Genomic DNA, 22,186 nt, shown 5'->3' on the forward strand with positions numbered 1-22,186 from the left:
CCGACAGTCCGAGTCAGGCATGGCGCGGCGGCCCGGAAAAGGTCAGATGGCATAAATATCGTCGTTTGCGTCAATTGCCGGGTTTTCCCGGGGCTGCTCACCGTCCGTCAAGGGCCCGCGCCGCAGCGGGACCGGGCGCGCGTCGGGCCGTGCACGGCTGGTCGAGTACGGCCGTGTACGGCCTTGTACGGGCATTGGCCGCGGCGTTGTCCCGGCCCAGGCCGGGAGGTCTGCTGGAAAGGACCCCGATCATGTCAGTGGTGAAGGCGGCACCCGGCCATGACGAGAGACGACGCATTCGACCCGGGAGCATTCGACCCCGACGGGTTCGGCGGCGGGCGCGGCGGGCCCGCGGGGATCGCCCCGCGCCGGCGCGTCCCGGTGGAGCGGGCGGCGGCCCACTTCCACGACCCCGTGCACGCCGGCGGCGACCTCGTCGCCGGGGACAAGATCGTCCACCAGGCGGCGGCCCGGCCCGCGCCGCCCGTCCGGCAGCTGCCCGCGGCGCCCCGCGACTTCGTCGGCCGGGAGCGGGAGCTCGCGGCGATGGACGAGGCGCTCGCCGCGGCGGGCGGCCGCGGCTCGGCGACCGTGGTGCAGATCCACGGCATGGCCGGCGTCGGCAAGACGTCGCTGGTCCTGCACTGGGCGCACCGGAACGCGGGCCGCTTCGACGCGCACATCTTCCTCGACCTGCACGGCCTGTCGAGGCGGACCGCGGCGACGCCCGCGCGGGCGCTGTTCCGGCTGCTCGGCGACCTCGGGCTGGCGGCCCGCGACATCCCGGCGGCCGAGGCCCGCCGGGCCGCGCTGTTCCGCTCCCTGGTGGCCGAGCGCCGCGTCCTGGTGGTGCTCGACAACGCGGCGGACGCGGACCAGATCGTCCCGCTGGTCCCGGGCGGGCCGGGCTGCCTGGTGGTGGTCACCGGGCGCACCCGGCTGGAGGGCCTGGTCGCGCGGTTCGGCGCGGTCTCGGTCCCGGTCGACCCGCTCAGCACCGACGAGTCGTGCGAGCTCGTCGCGCGGCTGCTCGGCGGCGACCGCGGCGAGCGGGAACCGCAGGCCGTCGCCGACCTCGCCGACTCCTGCGCCCGGTTGCCGCTCGCGATCCGCATCGCGACGGTCGGGCTCGCCGCCGGGCCGTTCGACTCGGTGGCCGCCGTGGTGGACGAGCTGACCTGCGGCGGCCGGCTCGACGCGCTGGCCCTCGACGGCGACGCGGGCCTCGCGATCCGGCCCGCCTTCGACCTGTCCTACGACGCGCTGACCCCGCGCGAGCAGGGCGTCTTCCGGATGCTCGGGCTGCTGCACGGCTACGACTTCGGTGCCGGGAGCCTCGCCGCGCTGCTCGCCGTGCCCGTCCCGGAGGCCCGCCGGCTGCTGCGCGGCCTCGTCCGCCGGCACCTCGTCGAACCCGGGACCGTGGGCCGGTTCCGCCTGCACGAGCTGCTCAGCGAGTACGCCGCCGAGCGGCTCGCCCGCGAGGACGGCGCGGCGGCCGACGCCGCGGCCCGGCGGCTGCTCGGCTGGTACCTCGGCCGCGTGCGCGAGGCCGCGGCGGCGATCGCGCCGGCGGCGGCCGGGCCCGGGTGCGGGACGGACCCGCTCTCCCCGGACGCCGCAGGGCAGGCCCTCGCCTGGTTCGAGGCGGAGCGGGCCGCGGTGGTCGCGATGGCGCGGCAGGCCGCCGAGCGCGGCGGGCCGGCGCTCGCCTGGCGGTTCGCCGACGCCCTGTTCCACCTGCTCAGGCGGGACAAGCACGGCGCCGACAACCTGGAGGTCCACCGGCTCGGGCTCGCCGCCGCGCGCGCCGCGGGCGACCGGCACAGCGAGGCGCTGATGCTCGACCAGCTCGCCGTCGTGCACTGCGACCGCGGCAACCACGCCGAGGCCGCGCAGGACGCGCGGGCGGCGTACGAGATCTTCACCGAGCTCGGCGACCACCGCCGGGCGGGCTGGGCGCTCAACACGCGCTCGCGGGTGGAGCGGCTGTGCTGCCGCTACCGGGAGGCCCTCGACTACGGGGAGCACGCGCTGCGGATCCTCACCCGGGAGGGCGACCGGCACGGCGCCGGGCGGGCGCTGGAGCAGATCGCGCAGGTGCGCTGGCGGCTCGCGCACTACCGCACCGCGCTGGGGCACGCGCGCGAGGCGCTGCGCGTGCACCGGGAGCTGCGGGGCGGCGCCGGGGAGGCGGACGCGCTGGAGATGATCGCCCGGATCCTGCGCCGCCTCGGCCACGTCGACCGGGCCCTGCACTACGCCGGGCGGGCGCTCGCCGTCCGGGACCGGCTCGGCGACCGGCGCGGCCAGGGCGAGGTCCTGGACGGCATGTCGCGCACGCTGCGCCGCGGCGGCCGGCTCGCGGAGGCGCTCGGCTGCGCGGGCGCCGCGCTGCGCATCCGCGAGGACATCGGCGACCTCGCCGGCGTCGCCACCAGCCTGATCAGCCGGGCGCGGGTGCTGGAGAACCTGGGCGACTGCCCGGCGGCCTTCGCCGACGCCTCCCGCGCGCTGCGGATCTGCCGCGAGTTCGGCGACCCGTACCGGGAGGCGGAGGCGCTGTGCACCATCGCCCAGTTCCACCACGACTCCGGGCAGTACGAGCTCGCGATCCGGCACGCGCGGCTCGCGCTCGGCATCCGGGAGCGGATCGGGGACGAGCACGGCACGGCGTCGGCGCTGAACCTCATCGCCCTGGTGGAGCGGCGGCTCGGCCGGCACGCCGGCGCCCGCCGCGACGTCGAGCGCGCCCTGGCCCTGCAGCGCAGGATGAAGGCCGGGTACGGCCTCGGCCGGACGCTGACCAACCTGGCCGAGATCGAGCGCAGCGCCGGCCGGTACGGGGAGGCCCTCGGCCACGCCCTCGCCGCCCTGGCCAGCCACGCCCGGGGCGGTGCCGGCGGCGTCGAGCGGATCGCCCAGGGCGCGAGCCTGGCGACCGTCGCCCGGATCCAGTGCCGGATGGGCGACCACGGGGCGGCGCTGCGGCACGCCGGCGAGGCGCTGCGCGTCCAGCGGGAGACCGGCGACCGCCCCGGGCAGGGCGTGACCCTGGACGTCCTCGCGCGGGTCGGCATCCGCACCGGCCGCTACTGGGAGGCGGCCGGGCACGCCGAGGAGTCGCTGCGGATCCGCCGGGAGATCGGCGACCGCCGCGGGGTCGCGGAGAGCACCGTCAAGATCGCGCTCGTCCGCTGGCACCAGAGCCGCTACGACGAGGCGCTGTCGCGCGCGCGGGAGGCGCTCGCCATCCAGCGGGAGATCGGCGACCTGGCCGGGGCGAGCGGCGCCCTGTACGTCCTCGCGCGCATCCACGCCCGGACCGCCCGCTACGCGCGGGCCCGGGAGTGCGCGCTGGAGTCCCTGGAGATCTGCCGGCGCACCGGGGACCGGCACGGCGAGACCGACGACCTGCTCACGCTCGCGCACCTGGACCGCAGGCAGGCCCGGTACGGCCGGGCGCTGCGGACGGCCCTCGGCGTCCTGGAGGCCAAGCGGGAGATGGACGACCGGACGGGCGAGGCCGAGGCGCTCACACTGATCGGGCGGCTGCAGGGCGAGCTCGGCCGGCACGGCGCGGCGCTCGCGCACCTGGCCGAGGCGATCGGGCTGCAGCGGGCGACCGGCGACCGGTACGGGGAGGCCGAGACGCTGGAGGCGATCGGCCGCGTCCGCCGCCGGCTCGCGCAGTACCCGGCGGCCCGGCGCGCCCTGAAGGACGCGCTGCGCATCGAGCGGGAGATCGGCGACCTGGCCGCCGAGGGCCGGACCCGGACGCTGCTCGCCGAGGTGTGCCGCCACCAGGCCGCGTTCCGCGCCGCCGTCCGGCACTCCCGCAGGGCCATCGCGATCCTGCGGGAGATCGGCGACCTCGACGGCGAGAGCGCGGCCCGCGACGGCCTCGCGCGGATCTGCTACTACATGGCGCGCTACCGCAAGGCCCTGCGGCACGCCGGGGCGGCGCTGCGCATCCGCACCGAGACCGACGACCGGCAGGGCCAGGCCGAGAGCCTGGACACCCTCTCGCGCAACCACCGCAGGCTCGGCCGCAACGAGGTCGCGGTCGGCCTCGCCGAGCGGGCGCTGGCCCTGCACCGGGAGATCGGCGACCGGCGCGGCGAGGCCGACAGCCTCGGCACCCTCGCGCACGCGCGGTGGCGGCTCGGCGACGAGCGGGCCGCGCTCGCGGCGGGGCTCGAGGCGCTGCGGATCCACCGGGAGACCGCCGACCGGTACGGGGAGGGCGAGGTCCTCGACCTGCTCGCCCGCGTCCACCGCAACGCGGGGCGCTGCGCCGAGGCGCTCGGCCTCGTCACCCAGGCCCTCGCGCTGCGCCGCGAGATCGGCGACCGGCGCGGCGAGGGCGACAGCCTGAACACGCTGTCGCGGCTCATGCGGCGGCGCGGCGAGACCGCCGAGGCGCTCGACCACGGCCGCCGGGCGCTGGTCATCCGGCACGAGATCGACGATCGCCGCGGGACGGCCGACACGCTCGACAACATCGCCCGCGTCCACGTCGACGCCGGCGACCACCGGCAGGCGCTGCGGCACGCGCTCGGCGCGCTGGAGATCCAGGCCGGCATCGGCGACCGGTGGGGACGCGGCCGGAGCCTGCTGCTGGCCGGCGAGATCCAGCGCGAACTCGGCCGGCCGGACGAGGCGCGCGCGTACCTGGCGCGGGCGGCGCGCGTCTGCGCGAAGACCGGCGACCGCGAGTCGGCGGACCGCGCCCGCGAGCTGCTCGCGTCGCTGCTGGGGTGAGCTGGTGGGGTGAGTACGGGCCGGCGGGGTGAGTACGGGCAGGTCGCGACGGGCGGGAAGGGGCGACGGGCGGGCGGGCGCGTAGGATCCGGAGTGCGCGCGTTCTGTCGGTGGGGCCTCCTACGGTCGGAGGCGACGGGGCCCGCCGGCCGCGCCGCCCGGGCTATGCCGCCGAACGAAGGTGACCACCACCATGGCGAACAGCACCATAGATACAGACCGTGACTTCCAGGAGCTCGCCGATCCGTACCGGCGGGAGCTGCTGGCGCACTGCTACCGGATGCTCGGCTCGATCCACGACGCCGAGGACCTGGTGCAGGAGACCTTCCTGCGGGCGTGGCGCTCCTACGGCGACTTCGAGGGCCGGTCGTCGCTGCGCACCTGGCTGTACCGGATCGCCACCAACGCCTGCCTCACCGCGATCGACCAGCGCGGCAGGCGGCCGATGCCGTCGGGGCTCGGGGCGCCGAGCGACGAGCCGGAGCGGCCCGTGGTGGCCTCGCCGGAGGTGCCGTGGCTGGAGCCGGCGCCCGACACCGTCCTCGGCGCGGACGCCGCGGATCCCGCCACGATCGTCGCGGCCCGGGAGAGCACCCGGCTGGCGTTCGTCGCGGCGCTGCAGCACCTGCCCGCCAGGCAGCGGGTCGTGCTGATCCTGCGGGACGTGCTGAAGTGGCGGGCGGCCGAGGCCGCCGAGCTGCTCGGCACCACGACGGCGGCGGTCAACAGCGCGCTGCAGCGGGCGCGGGCGCAGCTGGAGCAGGACGCGCCGATGCGCGACGAGCTGGTCGAGCCGACCGATCCGGTCCAGCGCGAGCTCCTGGAGCGGTACGCGCAGGCGTTCGAGGACGCCGACATCACCGGGCTCATCGAGCTGTTCAAGAAGGACGTCGTCTGGGAGATGCCGCCGTTCCCCGAGTGGTTCGTCGGCGCGGAGACCGTCGTGCGGCTCATCCTCGCCCAGTGCGGGCCCGCGCCGGGCGACATCCGGATGGTCCCCGCCGCGGCCAACGGGCAGCCGGCGTTCGGGCTCTACATGCGCGACGAGGAGGGCGTGCACCGCGCGTACCAGCTGCAGGTGCTGAGCGTCACCGGCGGCGGCGTCGCGCACGTCTCGGCGTTCTTCGACACCAGCCTGTACCCGCTGTTCGGGCTGGCCGAACGGCTCTGACAAGCCGCCGGCCTTCCACTGGGCGGAAACCCCCCTGCGGCCCGCCCGGTGCGGCCTGCCAGGGTGGTGGGCGGCGGCCGTCCATGTGGGAACGATGTGGGAACGCGGAAAGGGAAGGGCGCATGACGCATCCTCCGTACCTGTACCCGGGCTACAAGAGCACCGTGCTCAGAGCCCCGTCGCAGGAACTGATCATGCCGAAGCTCGGCCCGGACAGCGTCGAGCTGACCTCGCCGGTCTTCGGGCACCAGGAGTTGGGCCGGCTGGACGAGGACCTCACCGTCCAGCACTCCGGCGAGCCGCAGGGGCAGCGGATCATCGTGACCGGGCGGGTCCTCGACGGGGCCGGCCGGCCGGTGCGGGGCGCGCTGGTGGAGGTCTGGCAGGCCAACGCGGCCGGCCGCTACGACCACCTCGGCGACATCCACCCGGCGCCGCTCGACCCCAACTTCACCGGGGCGGGCCGCTGCCTCACCGACGGCGACGGCCGCTACCGGTTCGTCACGATCAAGCCGGGCGCCTACCCGTGGGGCAACCACCACAACGCCTGGCGGCCCGCGCACATCCACTTCTCGGTGTTCGGCACCGCGTTCACCCAGCGGCTCGTCACCCAGATGTACTTCCCCGACGACCCGCTGTTCGCGTTCGACCCGATCTTCCAGTCGATCCCGGACGAGAAGGACCGCGAGAAGCTGATCTCCCGGTTCGACATGGACATCACCAAGCCGGAGTGGGCGCTCGGCTACCAGTGGGACATCGTTCTCGGCGACACCCCGATGGAGACCTGATGAGCACTCCCTCACCCGCCCCCTCGGCGGCGACGCCGTCCCAGACGGTCGGCCCCTTCTTCGGCTACGCGCTGCCCTACGCGGCCGGCCCGGAGGTCGTGCCGCCGTGGCGGCCGGACGCGATCCAGGTGCGCGGGCGGGTCCTGGACGGGGCCGGCGAGCCGGTGCCCGACGCGCTGCTGGAGATCTGGCAGGCCGGCGCGGACGGCGAGATCCCGCGGCGCCCCGGCGGCCGGGTCCGGGCCGGGCACGGGTTCTCCGGCTTCGGCCGGTGCGGCACCGACGCGGCCGGCGGCTACTGGTTCAGCACGGTCAAGCCCGGCGCGGCCGGCGGCGGCGCCCCCTACATCGCCGTCCTCGTGTTCGCCCGCGGCCTGCTCAAGCCCGTGTTCACCCGGCTGTACTTCCCCGAGGACGAGGCGGCGCACGCCGCCGACCCGCTGCTCGCGGACGTCCCCGCCGACCGGCGCGCGACCCTGATCGCCGAGCGCGAGGGCGAGCGGGAGTACCGTTTCGACATACGGCTGCAAGGGGAAGGGGAGACGGTCTTCCTTGCCTTCTGACGAGCACCGGACCGGCGAGCACGGGCCCTCCGGCGGGCGGGGCCCGGCCGCGGCGGCGGACGCGGGCCTGCTGTCCCCGGTCCGGGCGGGGACGGCGGCGGAGGCCGCCACGAGCGACCTGGCCTACCTGACCGCGATGCTGGACGCCGAGGCGGCGCTGGCCCGCGCGCAGGCCCGCCTGGGGATCGTCCCGGCGGAGGCGGCCGAGGCGATCGCGGCCGCCGCCGACGCCGGCCGGTTCGACCTCGCGGCGGTCGCCCGCCGCGCCCGCGGCTCCGGCAACCCCGTCGTGCCGCTGGTCGCCGACCTGCGCGGCCTCGCCGGGGACGCCGGCGAGCACGTGCACAAGGGCGCCACCAGCCAGGACATCGCCGACACCGGCGCGATGCTGGTCGCGGCCCGCACCAGGCGCGTCGTCCTCGCCCACCTCGACCGGGCACTGGACGCGCTGGCCGGGCTCGCGGCGCGGTACCGCGACACCCCGATGGCGGCCCGCACGCTCGGCCGGCAGGCGCTGCCGACGACGTTCGGCGCCAAGGCCGCGAACTGGCTGATCGGCTGCCTGGACGCCCGCGCGGGCCTGGCCGCCGTGCCGCTGCCCGTCCAGCTCGGCGGCCCCGCCGGGACGCTGGACGCCTTCGGCGACCGGGCCCTCGACCTGGTCGCCGCCTACGCCGAGGAGACGGGCCTGGCGTGCCCGGTCCTGCCCTGGCACACCCGCCGGACGCCCGTCGCCGGGCTCGCGGCGGCACTGGCGCAGGTCGCCGGCGCCCTCGGCAAGATCGCCACCGACGTGTGGCTGCTGGCGCAGAGCGAGGTGGACGAGGTCGCCGAGGCCGCGGGCGCCGGCCGGGGCGGCTCGTCGTCGATGCCGCACAAGCGCAACCCGGCGCTGTCCGCCCTGATCCGCTCGGCCGCCCTGCAGGTGCCGGCGCAGGCGCAGGTGATCCTCGCCGCGCAGGCCGCGCCGCACGAGCGGCCGGCGGGGGAGTGGCACGCCGAGTGGCAGCCGCTGCGCGAGTGCCTGCGCCTCACCGGCGGCGCCGCCGAGACGGCCGCCGAGCTGCTGGACGGCCTGGAGGTGTCCGCCGAGCGGATGCGGGCCGACCTGGACGGCCTGCTCGGCGTGCTCGGCCGCGACCCGGGGCCGGGCAGCGCCGCCGTCCTGGTCGACCGGGCCCTCGACGCGTACCGGAGCAGCCGCCGATGATCAAGCTTCAGTACCGCCTGGACGGCCCGGAGGACGCGCCGGTCGTCGTCCTCGGCCCGTCCCTCGGCACGACCATGGACCTGTGGCTGCCGCAACTGCCCGCCCTGGCCCGCCGCTGGCGCGTCCTGCGCTACGACCTGCCGGGCCACGGCGGCGCGCCCGCACCGGACGGACCCTTCACCGTCGGCGACCTCGCCGGCGGGATCACCGCCCTGCTGGACGGCCTCGGCGTCGAGCGCGCCGCCTACGCCGGCGTGTCGCTCGGCGGGGCGGTCGGCACCGCCCTCGCCCTGCGCGCGCCCGGCCGCGTCGCCAGCCTGGTCCTGTGCTGCACGTCCCCCCGCTTCGGCGGCCCGGGGCCGTGGCGGGACCGGGCCGCCCTGGTCCGCCGCGACGGCGTCGGCCCGGTCGCCGACGCGGCGGCCGGACGCTGGTTCACCCCGGCCTTCGCGCGGGCGGAGACGTACACGGCGATGCTCCGCGCGACCGACCCCGGGGGCTACGCGGCCTGCTGCGACGCCCTGGCGGAGTTCGACGCGACGCGGCGGCTCGGCGAGATCACCGCGCCGACCCTCGTGCTCGCCGGGGCGCAGGACGGCCCGACCCCGCCGCACGGCCACGCCGACCGGCTGGCCGCGGGCATCCCCGGCGCCCGGCTGGCCGTCATCGAGGGCGCCGGCCATCTGGCGAACGCCGAGCGCCCCGCCGAGGTCACCGCGGAGATCACCGCCCACCTGGACCGGACCTGGAAGGGACACGACACATGAGCCGGGAGCGCCCCGCCGACGGCGACACGACTCGCGGAGGCACGACAAGCGGAGGCACGACGGACGGCGGCACGACGGACGGCGAGCGGCACGCGCGGGGCATGAAGACCCGCCGCGAGGTGCTCGGCGACGCGCACGTCGACCGCGCCGAGGCCCGCAAGGACGACTTCACCGCCGACTTCCAGGACATGATCACCCGGTACGCGTGGGGCGAGATCTGGAGCCGTCCCGGCCTGGACCGCAGGACCCGCAGCTGCATCACGCTCACCGCCATGGTCGCCGGCGGGCACCTGGACGAGCTGGCGATGCACGTGCGCGCCGCCGTCCGCAACGGGCTGACGCACGAGGAGATCAAGGAGGTGCTCCTGCAGACGGCGATCTACTGTGGAGTGCCCGCCGCGAACTCGGCCTTCGCCGTCGCCCAGCGGGTCCTCGCCGAGCCGGAGTGACCGGGGTGGAGTGACATGGCGGAACGCGCCCGGCCGGTGAGCGTGGCGGGCAAGGTGATGGCGATCCTGAACGCGTTCGCGCAGGGCGGCGTCCGGCTGAACCTCAGCGAGATCTGCCGCCGCTCGGGGCTGCCGCTCGCGACCGGGCACCGGCTCGTCGGCGAGCTGGCCGCCGGCGGGTTCCTGGAGCGCGTCCCGGACGGCACCTACCGCATCGGCATCCGGCTGTGGCGGATCGGCAGCCAGGCGCCCGCCGTGACCGGGCTGCGCGAGCTGGCGCTGCCGCACATGGAGGACCTGTACGAGGCCACGCACGACAACGTGCAGCTCGGCGTGCTGCGCGAGGACCGGGTGCTGATCGTCGAGCGGCTGCGGGGGACGCGCTCGGTGCCGGTCGTGACGCAGGTCGGCGCGATGCTGCCGCTGCACACCACCGGCGTCGGGAAGGTGCTGCTGGCGTACGCGCCGCCGGAGGTCCGGGAGGGGATCATCGCCGCCGGGCTCGGCCGGCACGCGGTGCGGTCCATCACCGACCCGGCGAGGCTGCGGCGCGACCTGGAGCGGGTCCGCCGCTCCGGCTACTCGCTCACCCGGGACGAGATGACGCTCGGCGCCTCGTCCATCGGCGCCCCGGTGCGGGACGGCGCGGGCGAGGTCGTCGCGGCGGTGTCGCTGGTGGCGGGCACGCGGGGCGCCGACCTGCGGCGGCTGCTGCCGCCGCTGACGACCGCGGTGCGCGCGCTGTCGCGGGACGTCGCCGCGCACTGGAGCGGCGATCCGGACGCGTTTTCCGCTGAGCGGAAAACGGGGGCTTGAACCTGCGGCGATGCGCGTCAGCATCGCCGGTGGAACGATGACGAGGAGGCTCGATGCGTACCCAGGTCGCGATCATCGGCGGAGGCCCCGCCGGACTGCTGCTGTCCCACCTGCTGCACCTGCAGGGGATCGACTCGGTGGTCCTGGAGAGCCGGGACCGCGACTACGTGGAGCACCGGCAGCGGGCCGGGATGCTGGAGCAGGGCACGACCGACGTGCTGCGCGAGACCGGGGTGGGGGAGCGGCTCGACCGGGAGGGCCTGGTCCACCACGGGCTGGAACTGCGGTTCGGCGGCACCGGGCACCGCGTCCCGCTGACCGACCTGACCGGCCGGACGGTCACCGTGTACGCGCAGACCGAGATCGTCAAGGACCTCGTCGCGCGGCGGCTCGCGGACGGCGGCGACGTGCGGTTCGAGACCGAGGTCGTGGCCCTGGACGCGTCCGCGCCGAGCGTCACCTACCGCAGCGGCGGCGAGACGCGGACCCTCGACTGCGACTACATCGCGGGCTGCGACGGCTTCCACGGCGTCAGCCGCCCGGCGGTGCCGGGCGTGCGGACGTTCGAGCGGGAGTACCCGTTCGCCTGGCTCGGCATCCTCGCCGACGTCGCGCCGTCCACCGAGGAGCTGATCTACGCCAACCACGACCGCGGTTTCGCGCTGCACAGCCTGCGGTCGCCGCAGGTGAGCCGCCTGTACCTGCAGGTGTCGCCGGACGAGGACATCGCGGAGTGGTCCGACGCCCGGATCTGGGACGAGCTGGCGGCGCGGTTCGCCACCGACGACGGCTGGAAGCTGCACGAGGGCCCGGTCACCGGCAAGTCGATCACGCCGATGCGCAGCTTCGTGGCCGAGCCGCTGCGGCACGACCGGCTGTTCCTCGCCGGGGACGCCGGGCACATCGTCCCGCCGACCGGGGCGAAGGGCCTCAACCTGGCCGTGTCGGACGTGATGGTCCTGGCGCGGGCGCTCACCGAGCGGTACGCCTCGGGGTCGCAGACGCTGCTCGACGGCTATTCCGCGGCGTGCCTGCGCCGGGTCTGGCGGGCCGAGCACTTCTCCTACTGGATGACGACGCTGCTGCACGTCGACCCGGCGGCGAGCGACTTCGAGCGGCGGCTCCAGCGCTCCCACCTGGACTACGTGGCCTCGTCGGAGGCGGCGAAGACGTCGCTGGCGGAGAACTACGCCGGCCTCCCGATCTTCTAGGGCCCCCCGACCCCGGCGGCAGTGAGATGCAACTCACGCAGTTTGGCAGTGCCTGAAATTTTGCCGCTTGGGCAAGTTCGGTTTAGCGTGGACGGGTCACGGGTGGGATGTCCGCGTTCCGGGACCGACTTGGGGGACCCTCTTGGCCACGCTCCTGTACCGGCTGGGCCGGTTCTCGTTCCGCCGGCGCCGGCTGGTCGCGCTGCTGTGGGCCGCGCTCCTGGTCCTCGCCGGGGTCGGGGCGGCCGCGCTGAAGGGGCCGACGTCCAACGACTTCTCGATCCCCGGCACCGAGTCCCAGCAGGCGCTCGACGTGCTCAAGGACAAGATGCCGCAGATGTCGGCGGACGGGGCCACCGCCCGGATCGTGTTCGCCGCCCCCGCCGGGTCCACGGTCACCGACGCGCCGGGCAAGGCGGCCGTCGAGCAGGTCGTCGGCAGGCTGAAGACCGCCCCCCAGGTCGCCTCCGTCGTCGACCCGTACCAGGCCGGGGCCGTCTCCAAGGACGGCCGGATCGCCTACGCCCAGGTCACCTACGAGGTCACGCCGATCGACGTGACCGACGAGGCGCGGGAGGCGCTCGACGCCGCGGCCGGACCCGGCCGCGACGCCGGGCTCCAGGTCGAGATGGGCGGCACCGCCACCCAGGCCATGCCCGAGCAGAGCGCCGCCGAGGTCATCGGCGTCGCGATCGCCGCCGTCGTGCTGATCATCACGTTCGGGTCGCTGGTCGCCGCCGGCCTCCCGCTGCTGAACGCGATCCTCGGCGTCGCCATCGCGATGGCGGCGATCACCGCGGCCACCGGGCTGTTCGAGATGAGCTCCATGACCTCGACCCTGGCGCTGATGCTGGGGCTCGCCGTCGCGATCGACTACGCGCTGTTCATCGTCTCCCGCTATCGGCACGAACTGGAGGAGGGACGCCCCGGCGAGGAGGCCGCCGGCCGGGCCATCGGCACGGCCGGGTCCGCAGTCGTGTTCGCCGGCCTGACCGTCGTCATCGCGCTCGCCGGCCTCGCCGTCGTCGGCATCCCGCTGCTCACCGAGATGGGGGTCGCCGCCGCGTTCGCCGTGGTCGTCGCCGTCCTCATCGCGCTGAGCCTGCTGCCCGCGCTGCTCGGATTCGCCGGCCGCCGGGTGCTCGGCGGGCGGCTCCCCGGCCTCGGCGGCGGGCGGCCGCGGCACGGCCGGGCGCCCGCGGGGGAGCGGTGGGCCCGGTTCGTCGTGCGCCGCCCGCTGCCGGTGCTGCTCGCCGCGGTCGCCGGCCTCGGGATCGTCGCCGCGCCCGCCCTGGACCTGCGGCTCGGGCTGCCCGGCGACGAGACCGCCGCGTCCGGCACCACCCAGCGCAAGGCCTACGACCTGCTGTCGGACGGCTTCGGCCCCGGCTTCAACGGCCCGCTGATGGTCGTCGTCCAGGGGGACACGGGCCGGGCCGCCGCCACCGCCCAGCGGTTCGCCGGCGAGGTCACGGGCATGGCGGACGTCGCCGCGGTGACCCCGCCGGTGCCGAACGCCGCCGGGGACGCCGCCGTCCTGAGCGTGGTGCCGAAGAGCGGGCCCAGCACCGAGCAGACCGAGGACCTCGTCGCCGGGATCCGCGACCGCGGCGCCGCCACGGGCATCGACGCCAAGGTGACCGGGCAGACCGCGATGGCGATCGACGTGTCCGCCAAGCTCGGCCAGGCGCTGGCGCCCTACCTCGCCGTCGTCGTCGGGCTCGCGTTCATCCTGCTCCTGCTGGTGTTCCGGTCGCTGCTCGTCCCGCTGAAGGCGACGCTGGGGTTCCTGCTCACCGTCGCGGCCACCTTCGGCGCGGTCGTCGCCGTGTTCCAGTGGGGCTGGCTCGGCGGGCTGCTCGGCGTCGACGAGACCGGCCCGATCATGAGCATGATGCCGATCTTCCTGATCGGCGTGGTGTTCGGGCTCGCCATGGACTACCAGGTCTTCCTCGTCACCCGGATGCGCGAGGAATATGTGCACGGCGCGGAACCCACCGAGGCCGTCGTCACCGGGTTCCGGCACGGCGGGCGGGTCGTCGGCGCCGCAGCCGTCATCATGGTCGCGGTGTTCGCCGGGTTCATCGCCTCGTCCGAGTCGATGATCAAGATGATGGGGTTCGCGCTGGCCGCCGGCGTCGCCTTCGACGCCTTCGTCGTCCGGATGACGATCGTCCCCGCGGTCATGGCGCTGTTCGGCCGCGCCGCGTGGTGGCTGCCCGGCCGGCTGGCGCGCGCGGTGCCGAACGTGGACGTGGAGGGGGAGCGGCTCCGCCACCTGCTCGACGACGACACCGGCGGGCCGGCCGCCGACCGGGAGCCCGCCCACGCGCGCACCTGACCCGCCCGCACCCCACCCCCGCACCGGAGCCGAAGGACGGCGCTGTGAGCCTTCTCCACCGACCGTCCCGGCCGTCCGGCGCGCTGGCGCGGCTGCGCCGGCCCGCGCACCGGCCCGCCGCGGCGGTGGACGGCGGCCGCCCCGATGGCCGCCCCGGCGGGCGGCCCCGTGCGATCCGCGAACTGCTGCTGATCACCGTGCTGTTCCTGGTGTACAAGCTCGGCCGGCTGCTGGCGAGCGGGCGGGTCGCCGAGGCGTTCGACAACGCCCACCGCGTCTGGCACCTGGAGCGCCTACTCGACCTGCCGAGCGAGACCGGCGTCCAGCAGGAGCTGCTGCACAGCCAGTTCCTGGTGCACGCGGCCAACTGCTACTACGCTTACGTGCACTTCCCGGCGGCGATCGCGTTCCTGCTGTGGGTCTACCTGCGGCGGCCGGTCCACTACCGGTGGGTACGCCGGGTGATGGTGGCGCTGACGGGCGTCGCGCTCGTCCTGCACCTGCTCGTGCCGCTGGCCCCGCCGCGGATGCTGCCGCACACCGGGCTGATCGACACGGCGGCGCGGTTCGGCCCGGCCGTGTACGGGCCGCCGCAGGCCGACACGGTCGCCAACCAGTACGCGGCCATGCCGTCGCTGCACATCGGCTGGGCGGCGGTCATCGCGCTCGGCCTGATCGTCACCTCCCGGACGCGCTGGCGCTGGCTGTGGCTGCTGCACCCCGTCCTGACGATCGCCGTCGTGGTCAGCACCGCCAACCACTACTGGCTGGACGGGATCGTCGTGCTGGCCCTGCTGGCGGTGAGCGTCCTGCTGCTGCGCCCGCCCGCCGCGGGCCCGCCCGCCGCGGACCGGCCGGTCCGGGCGCCGGGCTAGCCGGCCGGCTCCGCGCCCAGCGTCTCCAGCAGCTCGGTCACCGGCTGCAGCTTCTCGTACAGCAGCAGGACGGGCTCGCCGGGCGCGGCGAGGTCCAGCGCCGACGTCAGCGCCCCCTTCAGGTCCCCGGCCGGGTGGTGGGACGCCTCCGGGCGGGCCTCCCGCAGCCCCTGCACGATCAGCCGGGTCATCTCGCCCGACCGGCGGCCGCGCAGGTCCTCGTCCTCGTAGACGACGACGCGGCCGAACGTCGCGGCGAGCGCCCGCGCCGTCTCGCCGACCAGCTCGTCGGACCGGTCGCCCGGCAGCGTCACCGCGGCGACGCCCCCGGCGCCCCAGCACCGCTCGACGAACGCGGCGACCGCCGCGACGGCCGCCGGGTTGTGCGCGTAGTCGACCAGGACCGGGTTGTCGCCGACCTGGTACACGCAGCCCCGGCCCGGGTTGCGGGTGTGCGGGTCGAACGAGCGCAGCGCCCGCGCCACCACGTCCACCGGGACGCCGAGGGCGCGGGCGGCGGCGCACGCGGCCAGCGCGTCCGCCACCACGTGCGCGGCGTGCCCGCCGAACGCGCCCGCCACCTCGGCGGCCGGCAGGATCCGGGTGCGGCGGTCGCCGCGCGCCTCGGTCAGCCAGCCGTCGGCCAGGTAGTAGCCGAGGCCGCCGCCGCGCAGGTGCGCCACGAGGACCGGCGCGTCCGGCGACAGCGCGAAGAAGCGCAGCACCGGGTCGCGGCGCCGGACGGCGGGGCGCCCGGCGAGGCTCGCCGACGGCTCGTCCTCGGCGTTCAGCACCACGTGCCCGCCGCGCCGGATCTCCTCGGCGACCAGCGCCTTGATGTCGAGCAGGTCGTCCAGCGACTCGGTGTCGTCCACGCCGAGGTGGTCGCGGGTGACGTTGGTGACGACCGCGACGTCGGCGCGCTCGTAGCCGAGGCCGCGCCGGACGATTCCGCCGCGCGCGGTCTCCAGGACGGCGGCCTCCACCGACCGGTCGCCGAGCACCATCTCCGCCGAGCGCGGCCCGGACGCGTCGGACAGGTGGACGAGCCGCCCGCCGACGTGCACGCCCTCGGTGCTGGTCATACCGGTCCGGCGGCCGTCGAGCTCCAGCATATGCGCGATCATCCGGACCGTCGTCGTCTTGCCGTTGGTGCCGGTCACCGACACGATCGGGATCCGCGACGGCGTCCCCGTCGGGTACATCAGGTCGAGGACGTCGCCGGCGACGTCGCGGCCCGCCCCCTCGTGCGGCGCCAGGTGCATGCGCAGGCCCGGCGCGGCGTTGACCTCCAGGACGCCGGCGGCGCCGCGCTCGGCGGGCGGCGGCGAGCCGATGTCGGGCAGCCGCAGGTCGATGCCGCACACGTCCATCCCGACGGCCGCGGCGGCGCGCACGCACAGGGCCGCGAGGTCGGGGTGCACATCGCCGGTCACGTCCCGGCTGGTGCCGCCGGTGGACAGGTTCGCGTTGCGGCGCAGCCACACCCGCTCCCCGTCGCCGGGCACCGTCGCGGGACCGTGCCCCTGCCGCGCCAGCAGCGCCAGCTCCGTCGGGCCGAGCACGAGGCGGGTCAGCGGCCGGTCGTGGCCCTCGCCGCGCGCCGGGTCGGCGTTGACCCGCTCCACCAGCGCCGCGACCGTCGCGGTCCCGTCGCCGGTCAGGTCGGCGGCGGTCAGCTCGGCCGCCGCCGCGACCCGGCCGCCGACCACCAGGACCCGGTAGTCCTTGCCGGGGATGTAGGACTCGACGAGGACCTCGCCCTCCTCCCCGGCCGCCGCCGCGTACGCGGCCAGCACCTCCGGCGGCTCGGTCAGCTCGATGTGGACGTTCTCGCCCTGGTGCCCGGCCAGCGGCTTCACCACCACCGGCCCGCCGATGTCGCGCAAGGCCTCCAGGGCCTCCGCCGGCGACGCCGCGACCCGCCCCTCCGGGACCGGGACGCCCGCGTCGGCGAGCACCCGGTGCGCGAGCCGCTTGTCGCCCGCGACCTCCATCCCGATCGCGGAGGTGGTGTCGGTCATCGCCGCCCACACCGTCCGCCGGTACCGCCCGTACCCGAGCCGCAGCAGGTTGAGGCCGTCGACGCGGCGGACCGGCACGCCGCGCTCGCGCGCCGCCCGCGCCAGCGCCGCCGTGCTCACCCCGAGCCGCTCGCGCTCGTGCGCGGCGGCCACCTCGGCGAGCTCGGCGGAGGTGTCGGGCACCGCGCCGGTGAGCGCGCCCGTCACGATCCGCACCGCGAGCGCGATCAGCCGCTCCACCACCGGGCTGCCGGGCGGCTCGTCCCGGGGGCATTCGAGGATCACGTCGTAGTCGCCGGGGCCGCCCGCCCGGACGGTCCGCCCGAAGAACACCTCGCGGCCGATCAGCCCGGACAGCTGCAGCGTGACGTGCTCGGTGACATGGCCGAAATAGGTGCCGCGCGCCATCGCCTCCAGCAGCCCGCCGGGGCGGCCCGCCGAGCAGTGGTGCCCGGCCAGGCCCGGCAGCGCCGCCACCAGCCGCTCGGCGAAACCGGGATGGTCGGTCGTCTCGTGCCCGGTCAGCGCCTGCAGGTCGAGGCGGGCGATCGCGACGGGACGGGAGAGGTAGGTGTTCGGGCCGCTCAGGCGGCGCACATGGTCGAGCCGCACGGCTACTCCTCCTCCCCGTCCGGGCCCCGCATATCGCCGATCGCGGGCAGCTTGTCGTTCATCTGGAACGTGCAGCCGGCCGGCAGCAGGTGCAGCGACACGTCGAACATCGCCATCGGCTCGTCGTCGGAGGCGGCGTAGGCTATGGTGGACTGCCCGGCGTCCACGACCGTGACCACGCCCGTCCCGACGACCTGGAAGTGGCCGTCGCCCACGACGATCGCCGTGTCCTCGTCTATCCCGACGCCCAGCAGCCGCGTGTCCAGCGCTATGCCGCTCATCAGCCGCGGCAGCCGGCCGCGCTCGTTGAAATGCATGTCGATCAGCACGTTGTCGAGCAGGCCCAGCCCCGGGCCGACCTTCACGCTGGAGGCGGCGACCTCGTGGCCGTGCCCGCCCAGGATCATCCAGTGGCCCATCGCGGTCGCGCCCGCGCTCGTCCCGGCGATGACCAGGCCCTCCTGGTCCAGCCGGCGCTTCAGCAGCTCGTTGGTCTTCGACCCGACCAGCGTCCGGATCCGCGACTGGTCGCCGCCGCTGAACAGCACGCCCGTCGCCGCGTCCAGCGCGCGCAGCGTCGCCGCGTCGTCGGCCGCGGCCCGGCCGAGCAGCCGCAGCTCCCGGACCGACGGCACGCCGAGCCGCCCGAACACCGCCGTGTACTCCTCGGCGACCTCCTCGGGGACCTCCGTCGCCGTCGTCACGACCACGATCCGCGCGTCCTCGGCCCCGGACAGCTCGACGAACGTCTCCAGCGGCCCCGACCCGCAGGTCCGGTTCTCCGCCCCACCGATGATCAGCAGCCGGCCCTTGCGTCCGGCACCCCCATGTTTGTCCTTCACACCAGCTGACTACCCTCCGATCACGCCGGGTAGTCGCGCGATCGCGAGGAGCCCCGGCCGGGCGTGCCGGGCCGCTGTGCCATGCTGTGCGGATGAGCGGCAGCCCCGTTCCCCCGGAGGTTCCCGCCCGGTCCCCGGCCGGGCCGCCGGGCGCGCTCGCCGCCGCGTCCGCGCACTACCTGCGCGGGGAGCCGATCGACATGTCGGCGCTGGCCGCCGAGCTCGGGGTCGGGCGCGCGACCCTCTACCGGTGGGTCGGCAGCCGTGAGCAGCTGCTCGGCGCGGTCCTCGCGGAGATGACCGAGCGCACCTACCAGGTCGCGGTGCGCGGCGTGGGCGGCACCGGCGCGGCGCGGATCCTCACCGTCCTGGAGCGCTTCATGCGCGCGGTCGTGGACGCGGCGCCGCTGAAGGCGTTCACCGAACGCGAGCCCCGGCTGTTCATCCGGCTGGCCACCATGCCCGGCACCATCGAGGACCGCGCGACCGAGCTGCTGGCCCGCGAGCTGCAGGCGGAGATCGACCGCGGCGCGCTGCGCGTCCCGCTGCCGACCCGCACGCTCGCGCAGGCGATCGTCCGGGTCGCCGACTCCTTCATGTACGCCCACTACCTGGGCGGCAACCGGCCGGAGATCGACCAGGCGCTGGAGGTCGTCGAGCTGCTGCTGCGCCCGTGCGCGCCCGGCCCGCGCGGCGGCGGCCGGGAATCTTCGGGTCCCGCCGGACGCTGAATCCTTTGACGGGCGATGACCACTTTGTGGCGTTCGCCCGCCATGAGAGGCTTAGTCATTGGACGCATCGTCGAAAAAGGGACGGCCGGGCCGTGAGTGACATCCCCCGCCGCGCGGTGACGCGCACCGCGAAGCTGGCGACCCTCCCGCTGGGGTTCGCCGGCCGCACCGCCCTCGGGCTCGGCAAGCGGACGCTCGGCCGCCCCGCCGAGGCCGTCGCGCTGGAGGTCCAGCGCCGCACCGCCGAGCAGCTGTTCGCCGTGCTCGGCGAGCTGAAGGGCGGCGCGATGAAGGTCGGCCAGCTGCTGTCGATCTTCGAGGCCGGGCTGCCCGAGGAGATCGCGGGCCCGTTCCGCGCCAGCCTCACCCGCCTGCAGGAGTCGGCGCCCCCCATGCCCGCCGCCACCACGCACCGGGTGCTCGCCGAGGGCCTGGGCGAGGACTGGCGCGACCACTTCGCCGAGTTCGACGACCGCCCGGCCGCCGCCGCGTCCATCGGGCAGGTCCACCGGGCCGTCTGGCACGACGGCCGCGCGGTCGCGGTGAAGGTCCAGTACCCCGGCGCCGCGCGGGCGCTGATGAGCGACTTCAACCAGATCTCCCGGCTCAGCCGGCTCTTCACCCCGCTGTTCCCCGGCGTCGAGGTCAAGCCGGTCATCGCCGACCTCAAGCGCCGCCTGGAGAAGGAGCTGGACTACGCCGACGAGGCCCGCGCGCAGACCGCCTTCCACGACGCCTACGCCGGCGACCCCGACTTCGCCGTCCCCGCCGTCGTCGCGCAGTCCGGCGACGTGCTGGTCACCGAGTGGCTGGACGGCACCCCGCTCGCCACGGTCATCGCCGGCGGCGACCAGGAGACCCGCGACCGCGCCGGCCTGCTGCTGTTCCGCTTCCTGCTGTCCGGCCCGGCCCGCTGCGAGATGATCCACATCGATCCGCACCCGGGCAACTTCCGGGTGCTGGACGACGGGCGCCTCGGCGTCCTGGACTTCGGCGGGGCCGCCCGCGTCCCGGCGGAGCTGCAGTGGTCGATCGGCCGGCTGCTGCGCATCGGCACCCTCGGCGACCCCGACGAGATCGTCGACGCCCTCTGCGACGAGGGCTTCCTCGTCCCGGAGGCCGAGGTCGACCCGGAGGAGATCGCCGCCCTCGTCGCCCCGCACGCCGCGCCGTTCGCCGTGGAGCGCTTCCGCTACTCCCGCGAGTGGCTCCGCGAGCAGACCGCCCGCGGCCTCGGCCTCGCGTCCGACATGCGCCCCGGCGCCCTGGCCCGCGCGTTCCGGCTGCCGCCCCAGTACCTGGCGGTCAGCCGCGCCCTGTCCGGCTGCGGCGGCGTCCTGTGCCAGCTGGAGGCCGAGGGCGCCTTCCGCGCCGAGGCCGTGCGCTGGCTGCCCGGCTTCGCCGACGACGACGAGGACCCCGAGGACCTGCCCGACCGGTCCCAGGCCACCGCCTGACCGCCGGCCCGCCCCCTGAACACGGGCCGCCGCCTAACCGCCGAGGGCGGCGGCCTCCTCCTGCTCCACCCGGCGGTTCCACTCCCGCTTGCCGGACTGCCAGCCGTCCTCGTCGCGGCCGCGGCGCCAGTAGCCGGAGATCGACAGCCGCTCCAGCGGCAGGCCGCGCTCGACGCGCAGATGGCGGCGGAGCGCCTTGACGAAGCCCGCCTCGCCGTGGACGAAGGCGTGCACCTCGCCGTCGGGGAAGCCGAGCTTCTGGACGGCCTCGACCAGCAGGTCGCCGACCTGCCCGCCGCCGCGGTGCAGCCAGACGACCTCGGCGCCGCCCGGTGCCGCGAGGTCCTGCTCCTCCTCGGGGCCGGCGACCTCGATGAAGGCGCGGACCGGGACGCCCTCCGGGACCCGCTCCAGGGACGCGGCGATCGCGGGGATCGCGCTCTCGTCGCCGGCGAGCAGGTGCCAGCCGGCGCCGGCGCGCGGCGCGTAGGCGCCGCCGGGACCGTTGAAGAGGATCTCGTCGCCCGGCCGGGCGCCCGCAGCCCACGGCCCGGCGAGGCCCTTGTCGCCGTGGTGGACGAAGTCGATCGTCAGCTCGCGCGCCCGCTCGTCCCACGCGCGGACGGTGTAGGTGCGGGTGGCGGGCCACTGCTCGCGCGGCATCTCCGCGCGCACCCGCTCCAGGTCGAACGGCTCGGGGTAGACGGCCCCCGGCCGCGGGAACAGCAGCTTCACGTAGTGGTCGGTGAACTCGCCCGCGCCGAACTCCGCGAGCCCGGCGCCGCTGAGGACCACGCGGATCATGTGCGGGGTGAGGCGCTCGGTGCGCAGCACCGTCCCCCGGTGGAGCCTGCGTCCCCTGCGCGCGGGTTCCGTCGCCATACGTCCTCCGATGATCGGGACCACGGTACTTAGGCAACCCTAACCTGCCGGATGGCCGGTTTGTTCCAGGCCCTCGATCGCGGCGGGGCGCCGGGTTACCGTCGGGTGGGCGGTTCGGCGACGCGGACGGTGATGGGATTGGCGCTCAGCAGGAGCACGATGACGGACGAGCAGCGCAAGTCGGTGGCGCTGGAGTACCTCAAGGGGTTCGACAACGGCGGCGTCACCTCCGACGGCGCGCCGCTGCTGGAGCTGTTCGCGGGCGACGCGCAGGTGTACTTCCCGAAATGGGGGCTCGCCACCGGCACCGAGGAGATCGGCCGGCTGTTCGGTGACGTCGGCGCGACGATCAAGGCGATCCGGCACCACTACGCCTCGTTCAACTGGGTCTTCTCGGGGGGCGACACGGTGGTGTGCGAGGGCACCAGCCACGGGGAGCACCGGGACGGGCCGTGGCGGGCGGGCGTCCCGGAGTGGGGCGGCGGCCGGTGGTGCGACGTGTTCGAGATCCGCGACTGGAGGATCCAGCGGGTGTTCGTCTACCTCGACCCCGACTACGCGGGCGCCGACACCGCCCGGTACCCCTGGCTCGCGGACGGGTGAGCGGAGAACCCGCGGGCCGCCCGGCCCGAGCGGCCCGCTGAGCAGGGCCATCTGCGGTACGTTCGGGGAACCCCGCGACC

17 protein-coding genes are annotated in these 22,186 nt (G+C 75.8%); 14 read left to right on the forward strand and 3 right to left on the reverse strand.

All coding sequences use genetic code 11. From position 1 onward, the window contains the following. Positions 1-279 precede the first annotated feature (279 nt). The 11 genes from ABZ806_RS22360 to ABZ806_RS22410 all read left to right on the forward strand — a co-directional run bounded on the left by ABZ806_RS22360 (position 280) and on the right by ABZ806_RS22410 (position 14,955). Entirely contained in the window at positions 280-4,764 is a 4,485-nt protein-coding gene (locus tag ABZ806_RS22360; RefSeq protein WP_500219286.1) for a tetratricopeptide repeat protein, read from the forward strand. Between the two features lie 181 nt (positions 4,765-4,945). Then, positions 4,946-5,935, forward strand: coding sequence for a sigma-70 family RNA polymerase sigma factor (locus tag ABZ806_RS22365; RefSeq protein WP_500219287.1), 990 nt, complete (start codon positions 4,946-4,948; stop codon positions 5,933-5,935). Positions 5,936-6,057: 122 nt separating this feature from the next. Next, positions 6,058-6,723, forward strand: coding sequence for a protocatechuate 3,4-dioxygenase subunit beta (gene pcaH, locus ABZ806_RS22370; protein ID WP_500219288.1), 666 nt, complete (start codon positions 6,058-6,060; stop codon positions 6,721-6,723). Further along, positions 6,723-7,286 (forward strand): protocatechuate 3,4-dioxygenase subunit alpha, encoded by a 564-nt coding sequence (pcaG, locus tag ABZ806_RS22375; protein ID WP_500219289.1) that lies wholly within the window; start codon positions 6,723-6,725, stop codon positions 7,284-7,286. The genes pcaH and pcaG overlap by 1 nt, the downstream gene beginning before the upstream one ends. Next, positions 7,276-8,496, forward strand: coding sequence for a 3-carboxy-cis,cis-muconate cycloisomerase (gene pcaB, locus ABZ806_RS22380; RefSeq protein WP_500219290.1), 1,221 nt, complete (start codon positions 7,276-7,278; stop codon positions 8,494-8,496). The genes pcaG and pcaB overlap by 11 nt, the downstream gene beginning before the upstream one ends. Continuing rightward, positions 8,493-9,263 (forward strand): 3-oxoadipate enol-lactonase, encoded by a 771-nt coding sequence (gene pcaD / locus ABZ806_RS22385; protein ID WP_500219291.1) that lies wholly within the window; start codon positions 8,493-8,495, stop codon positions 9,261-9,263. The genes pcaB and pcaD overlap by 4 nt, the downstream gene beginning before the upstream one ends. Continuing rightward, positions 9,260-9,712 (forward strand): 4-carboxymuconolactone decarboxylase, encoded by a 453-nt coding sequence (gene pcaC, locus ABZ806_RS22390; protein ID WP_500219292.1) that lies wholly within the window; start codon positions 9,260-9,262, stop codon positions 9,710-9,712. Before pcaD ends, pcaC begins: the two co-directional genes overlap by 4 nt. 15 nt (positions 9,713-9,727) lie before the next feature. After that, the gene (locus tag ABZ806_RS22395; protein WP_500219293.1) at positions 9,728-10,528 is read left to right on the forward strand and encodes an IclR family transcriptional regulator; all 801 of its coding nucleotides are present in this window, start codon (positions 9,728-9,730) and stop codon (positions 10,526-10,528) included. A 53-nt stretch (positions 10,529-10,581) separates the two neighbouring features. Next, positions 10,582-11,739 carry a 4-hydroxybenzoate 3-monooxygenase gene (locus tag ABZ806_RS22400; RefSeq protein ID WP_500219294.1) on the forward strand — a complete coding sequence of 386 codons (1,158 nt, stop codon included), beginning with the start codon at positions 10,582-10,584 and terminating at the stop codon, positions 11,737-11,739. A gap of 142 nt (positions 11,740-11,881) precedes the next feature. Continuing rightward, positions 11,882-14,080 carry an MMPL family transporter gene (locus tag ABZ806_RS22405; protein WP_500219295.1) on the forward strand — a complete coding sequence of 733 codons (2,199 nt, stop codon included), beginning with the start codon at positions 11,882-11,884 and terminating at the stop codon, positions 14,078-14,080. A 44-nt stretch (positions 14,081-14,124) separates the two neighbouring features. Further along, positions 14,125-14,955: a phosphatase PAP2 family protein gene (locus ABZ806_RS22410; protein WP_500219296.1), complete on the forward strand. Its 831-nt coding sequence runs from the start codon at positions 14,125-14,127 to the stop codon at positions 14,953-14,955. Here ABZ806_RS22410 and cphA read toward each other — a convergent pair. After that, positions 14,952-17,591 (reverse strand): cyanophycin synthetase, encoded by a 2,640-nt coding sequence (cphA, locus tag ABZ806_RS22415; RefSeq protein ID WP_500219297.1) that lies wholly within the window; start codon positions 17,589-17,591, stop codon positions 14,952-14,954. The genes ABZ806_RS22410 and cphA overlap by 4 nt on opposite strands. Positions 17,592-17,593: 2 nt before the next feature. Continuing rightward, positions 17,594-18,433 (reverse strand): cyanophycinase, encoded by an 840-nt coding sequence (locus tag ABZ806_RS22420; protein WP_500219298.1) that lies wholly within the window; start codon positions 18,431-18,433, stop codon positions 17,594-17,596. Between the two features lie 92 nt (positions 18,434-18,525). On the opposite strand from ABZ806_RS22420, the gene ABZ806_RS22425 reads away from it, so the two are divergent. Then, on the forward strand, positions 18,526-19,164 hold the full coding sequence (locus ABZ806_RS22425; RefSeq protein ID WP_500219299.1) for a TetR/AcrR family transcriptional regulator: 639 nt from the start codon (positions 18,526-18,528) through the stop codon (positions 19,162-19,164). Positions 19,165-19,256: 92 nt separating this feature from the next. Then, on the forward strand, positions 19,257-20,621 hold the full coding sequence (locus tag ABZ806_RS22430) for an ABC1 kinase family protein (RefSeq protein ID WP_500219300.1): 1,365 nt from the start codon (positions 19,257-19,259) through the stop codon (positions 20,619-20,621). Positions 20,622-20,654: 33 nt separating this feature from the next. Here the strand turns inward: ABZ806_RS22430 and ABZ806_RS22435 are convergent, their stop codons facing one another. Continuing rightward, on the reverse strand, positions 20,655-21,503 hold the full coding sequence (locus ABZ806_RS22435) for a siderophore-interacting protein (RefSeq protein WP_500219301.1): 849 nt from the start codon (positions 21,501-21,503) through the stop codon (positions 20,655-20,657). A 159-nt stretch (positions 21,504-21,662) separates the two neighbouring features. On the opposite strand from ABZ806_RS22435, the gene ABZ806_RS22440 reads away from it, so the two are divergent. Next, a complete protein-coding gene (locus ABZ806_RS22440; protein ID WP_500219302.1) occupies positions 21,663-22,106 on the forward strand; it encodes a nuclear transport factor 2 family protein in 444 nt (147 codons plus the stop codon). Positions 22,107-22,186 lie beyond the last annotated feature (80 nt).

This window comes from Spirillospora sp. NPDC047418, from assembly GCF_040643275.1.
Lineage (GTDB): Bacteria > Actinomycetota > Actinomycetes > Streptosporangiales > Streptosporangiaceae > Spirillospora.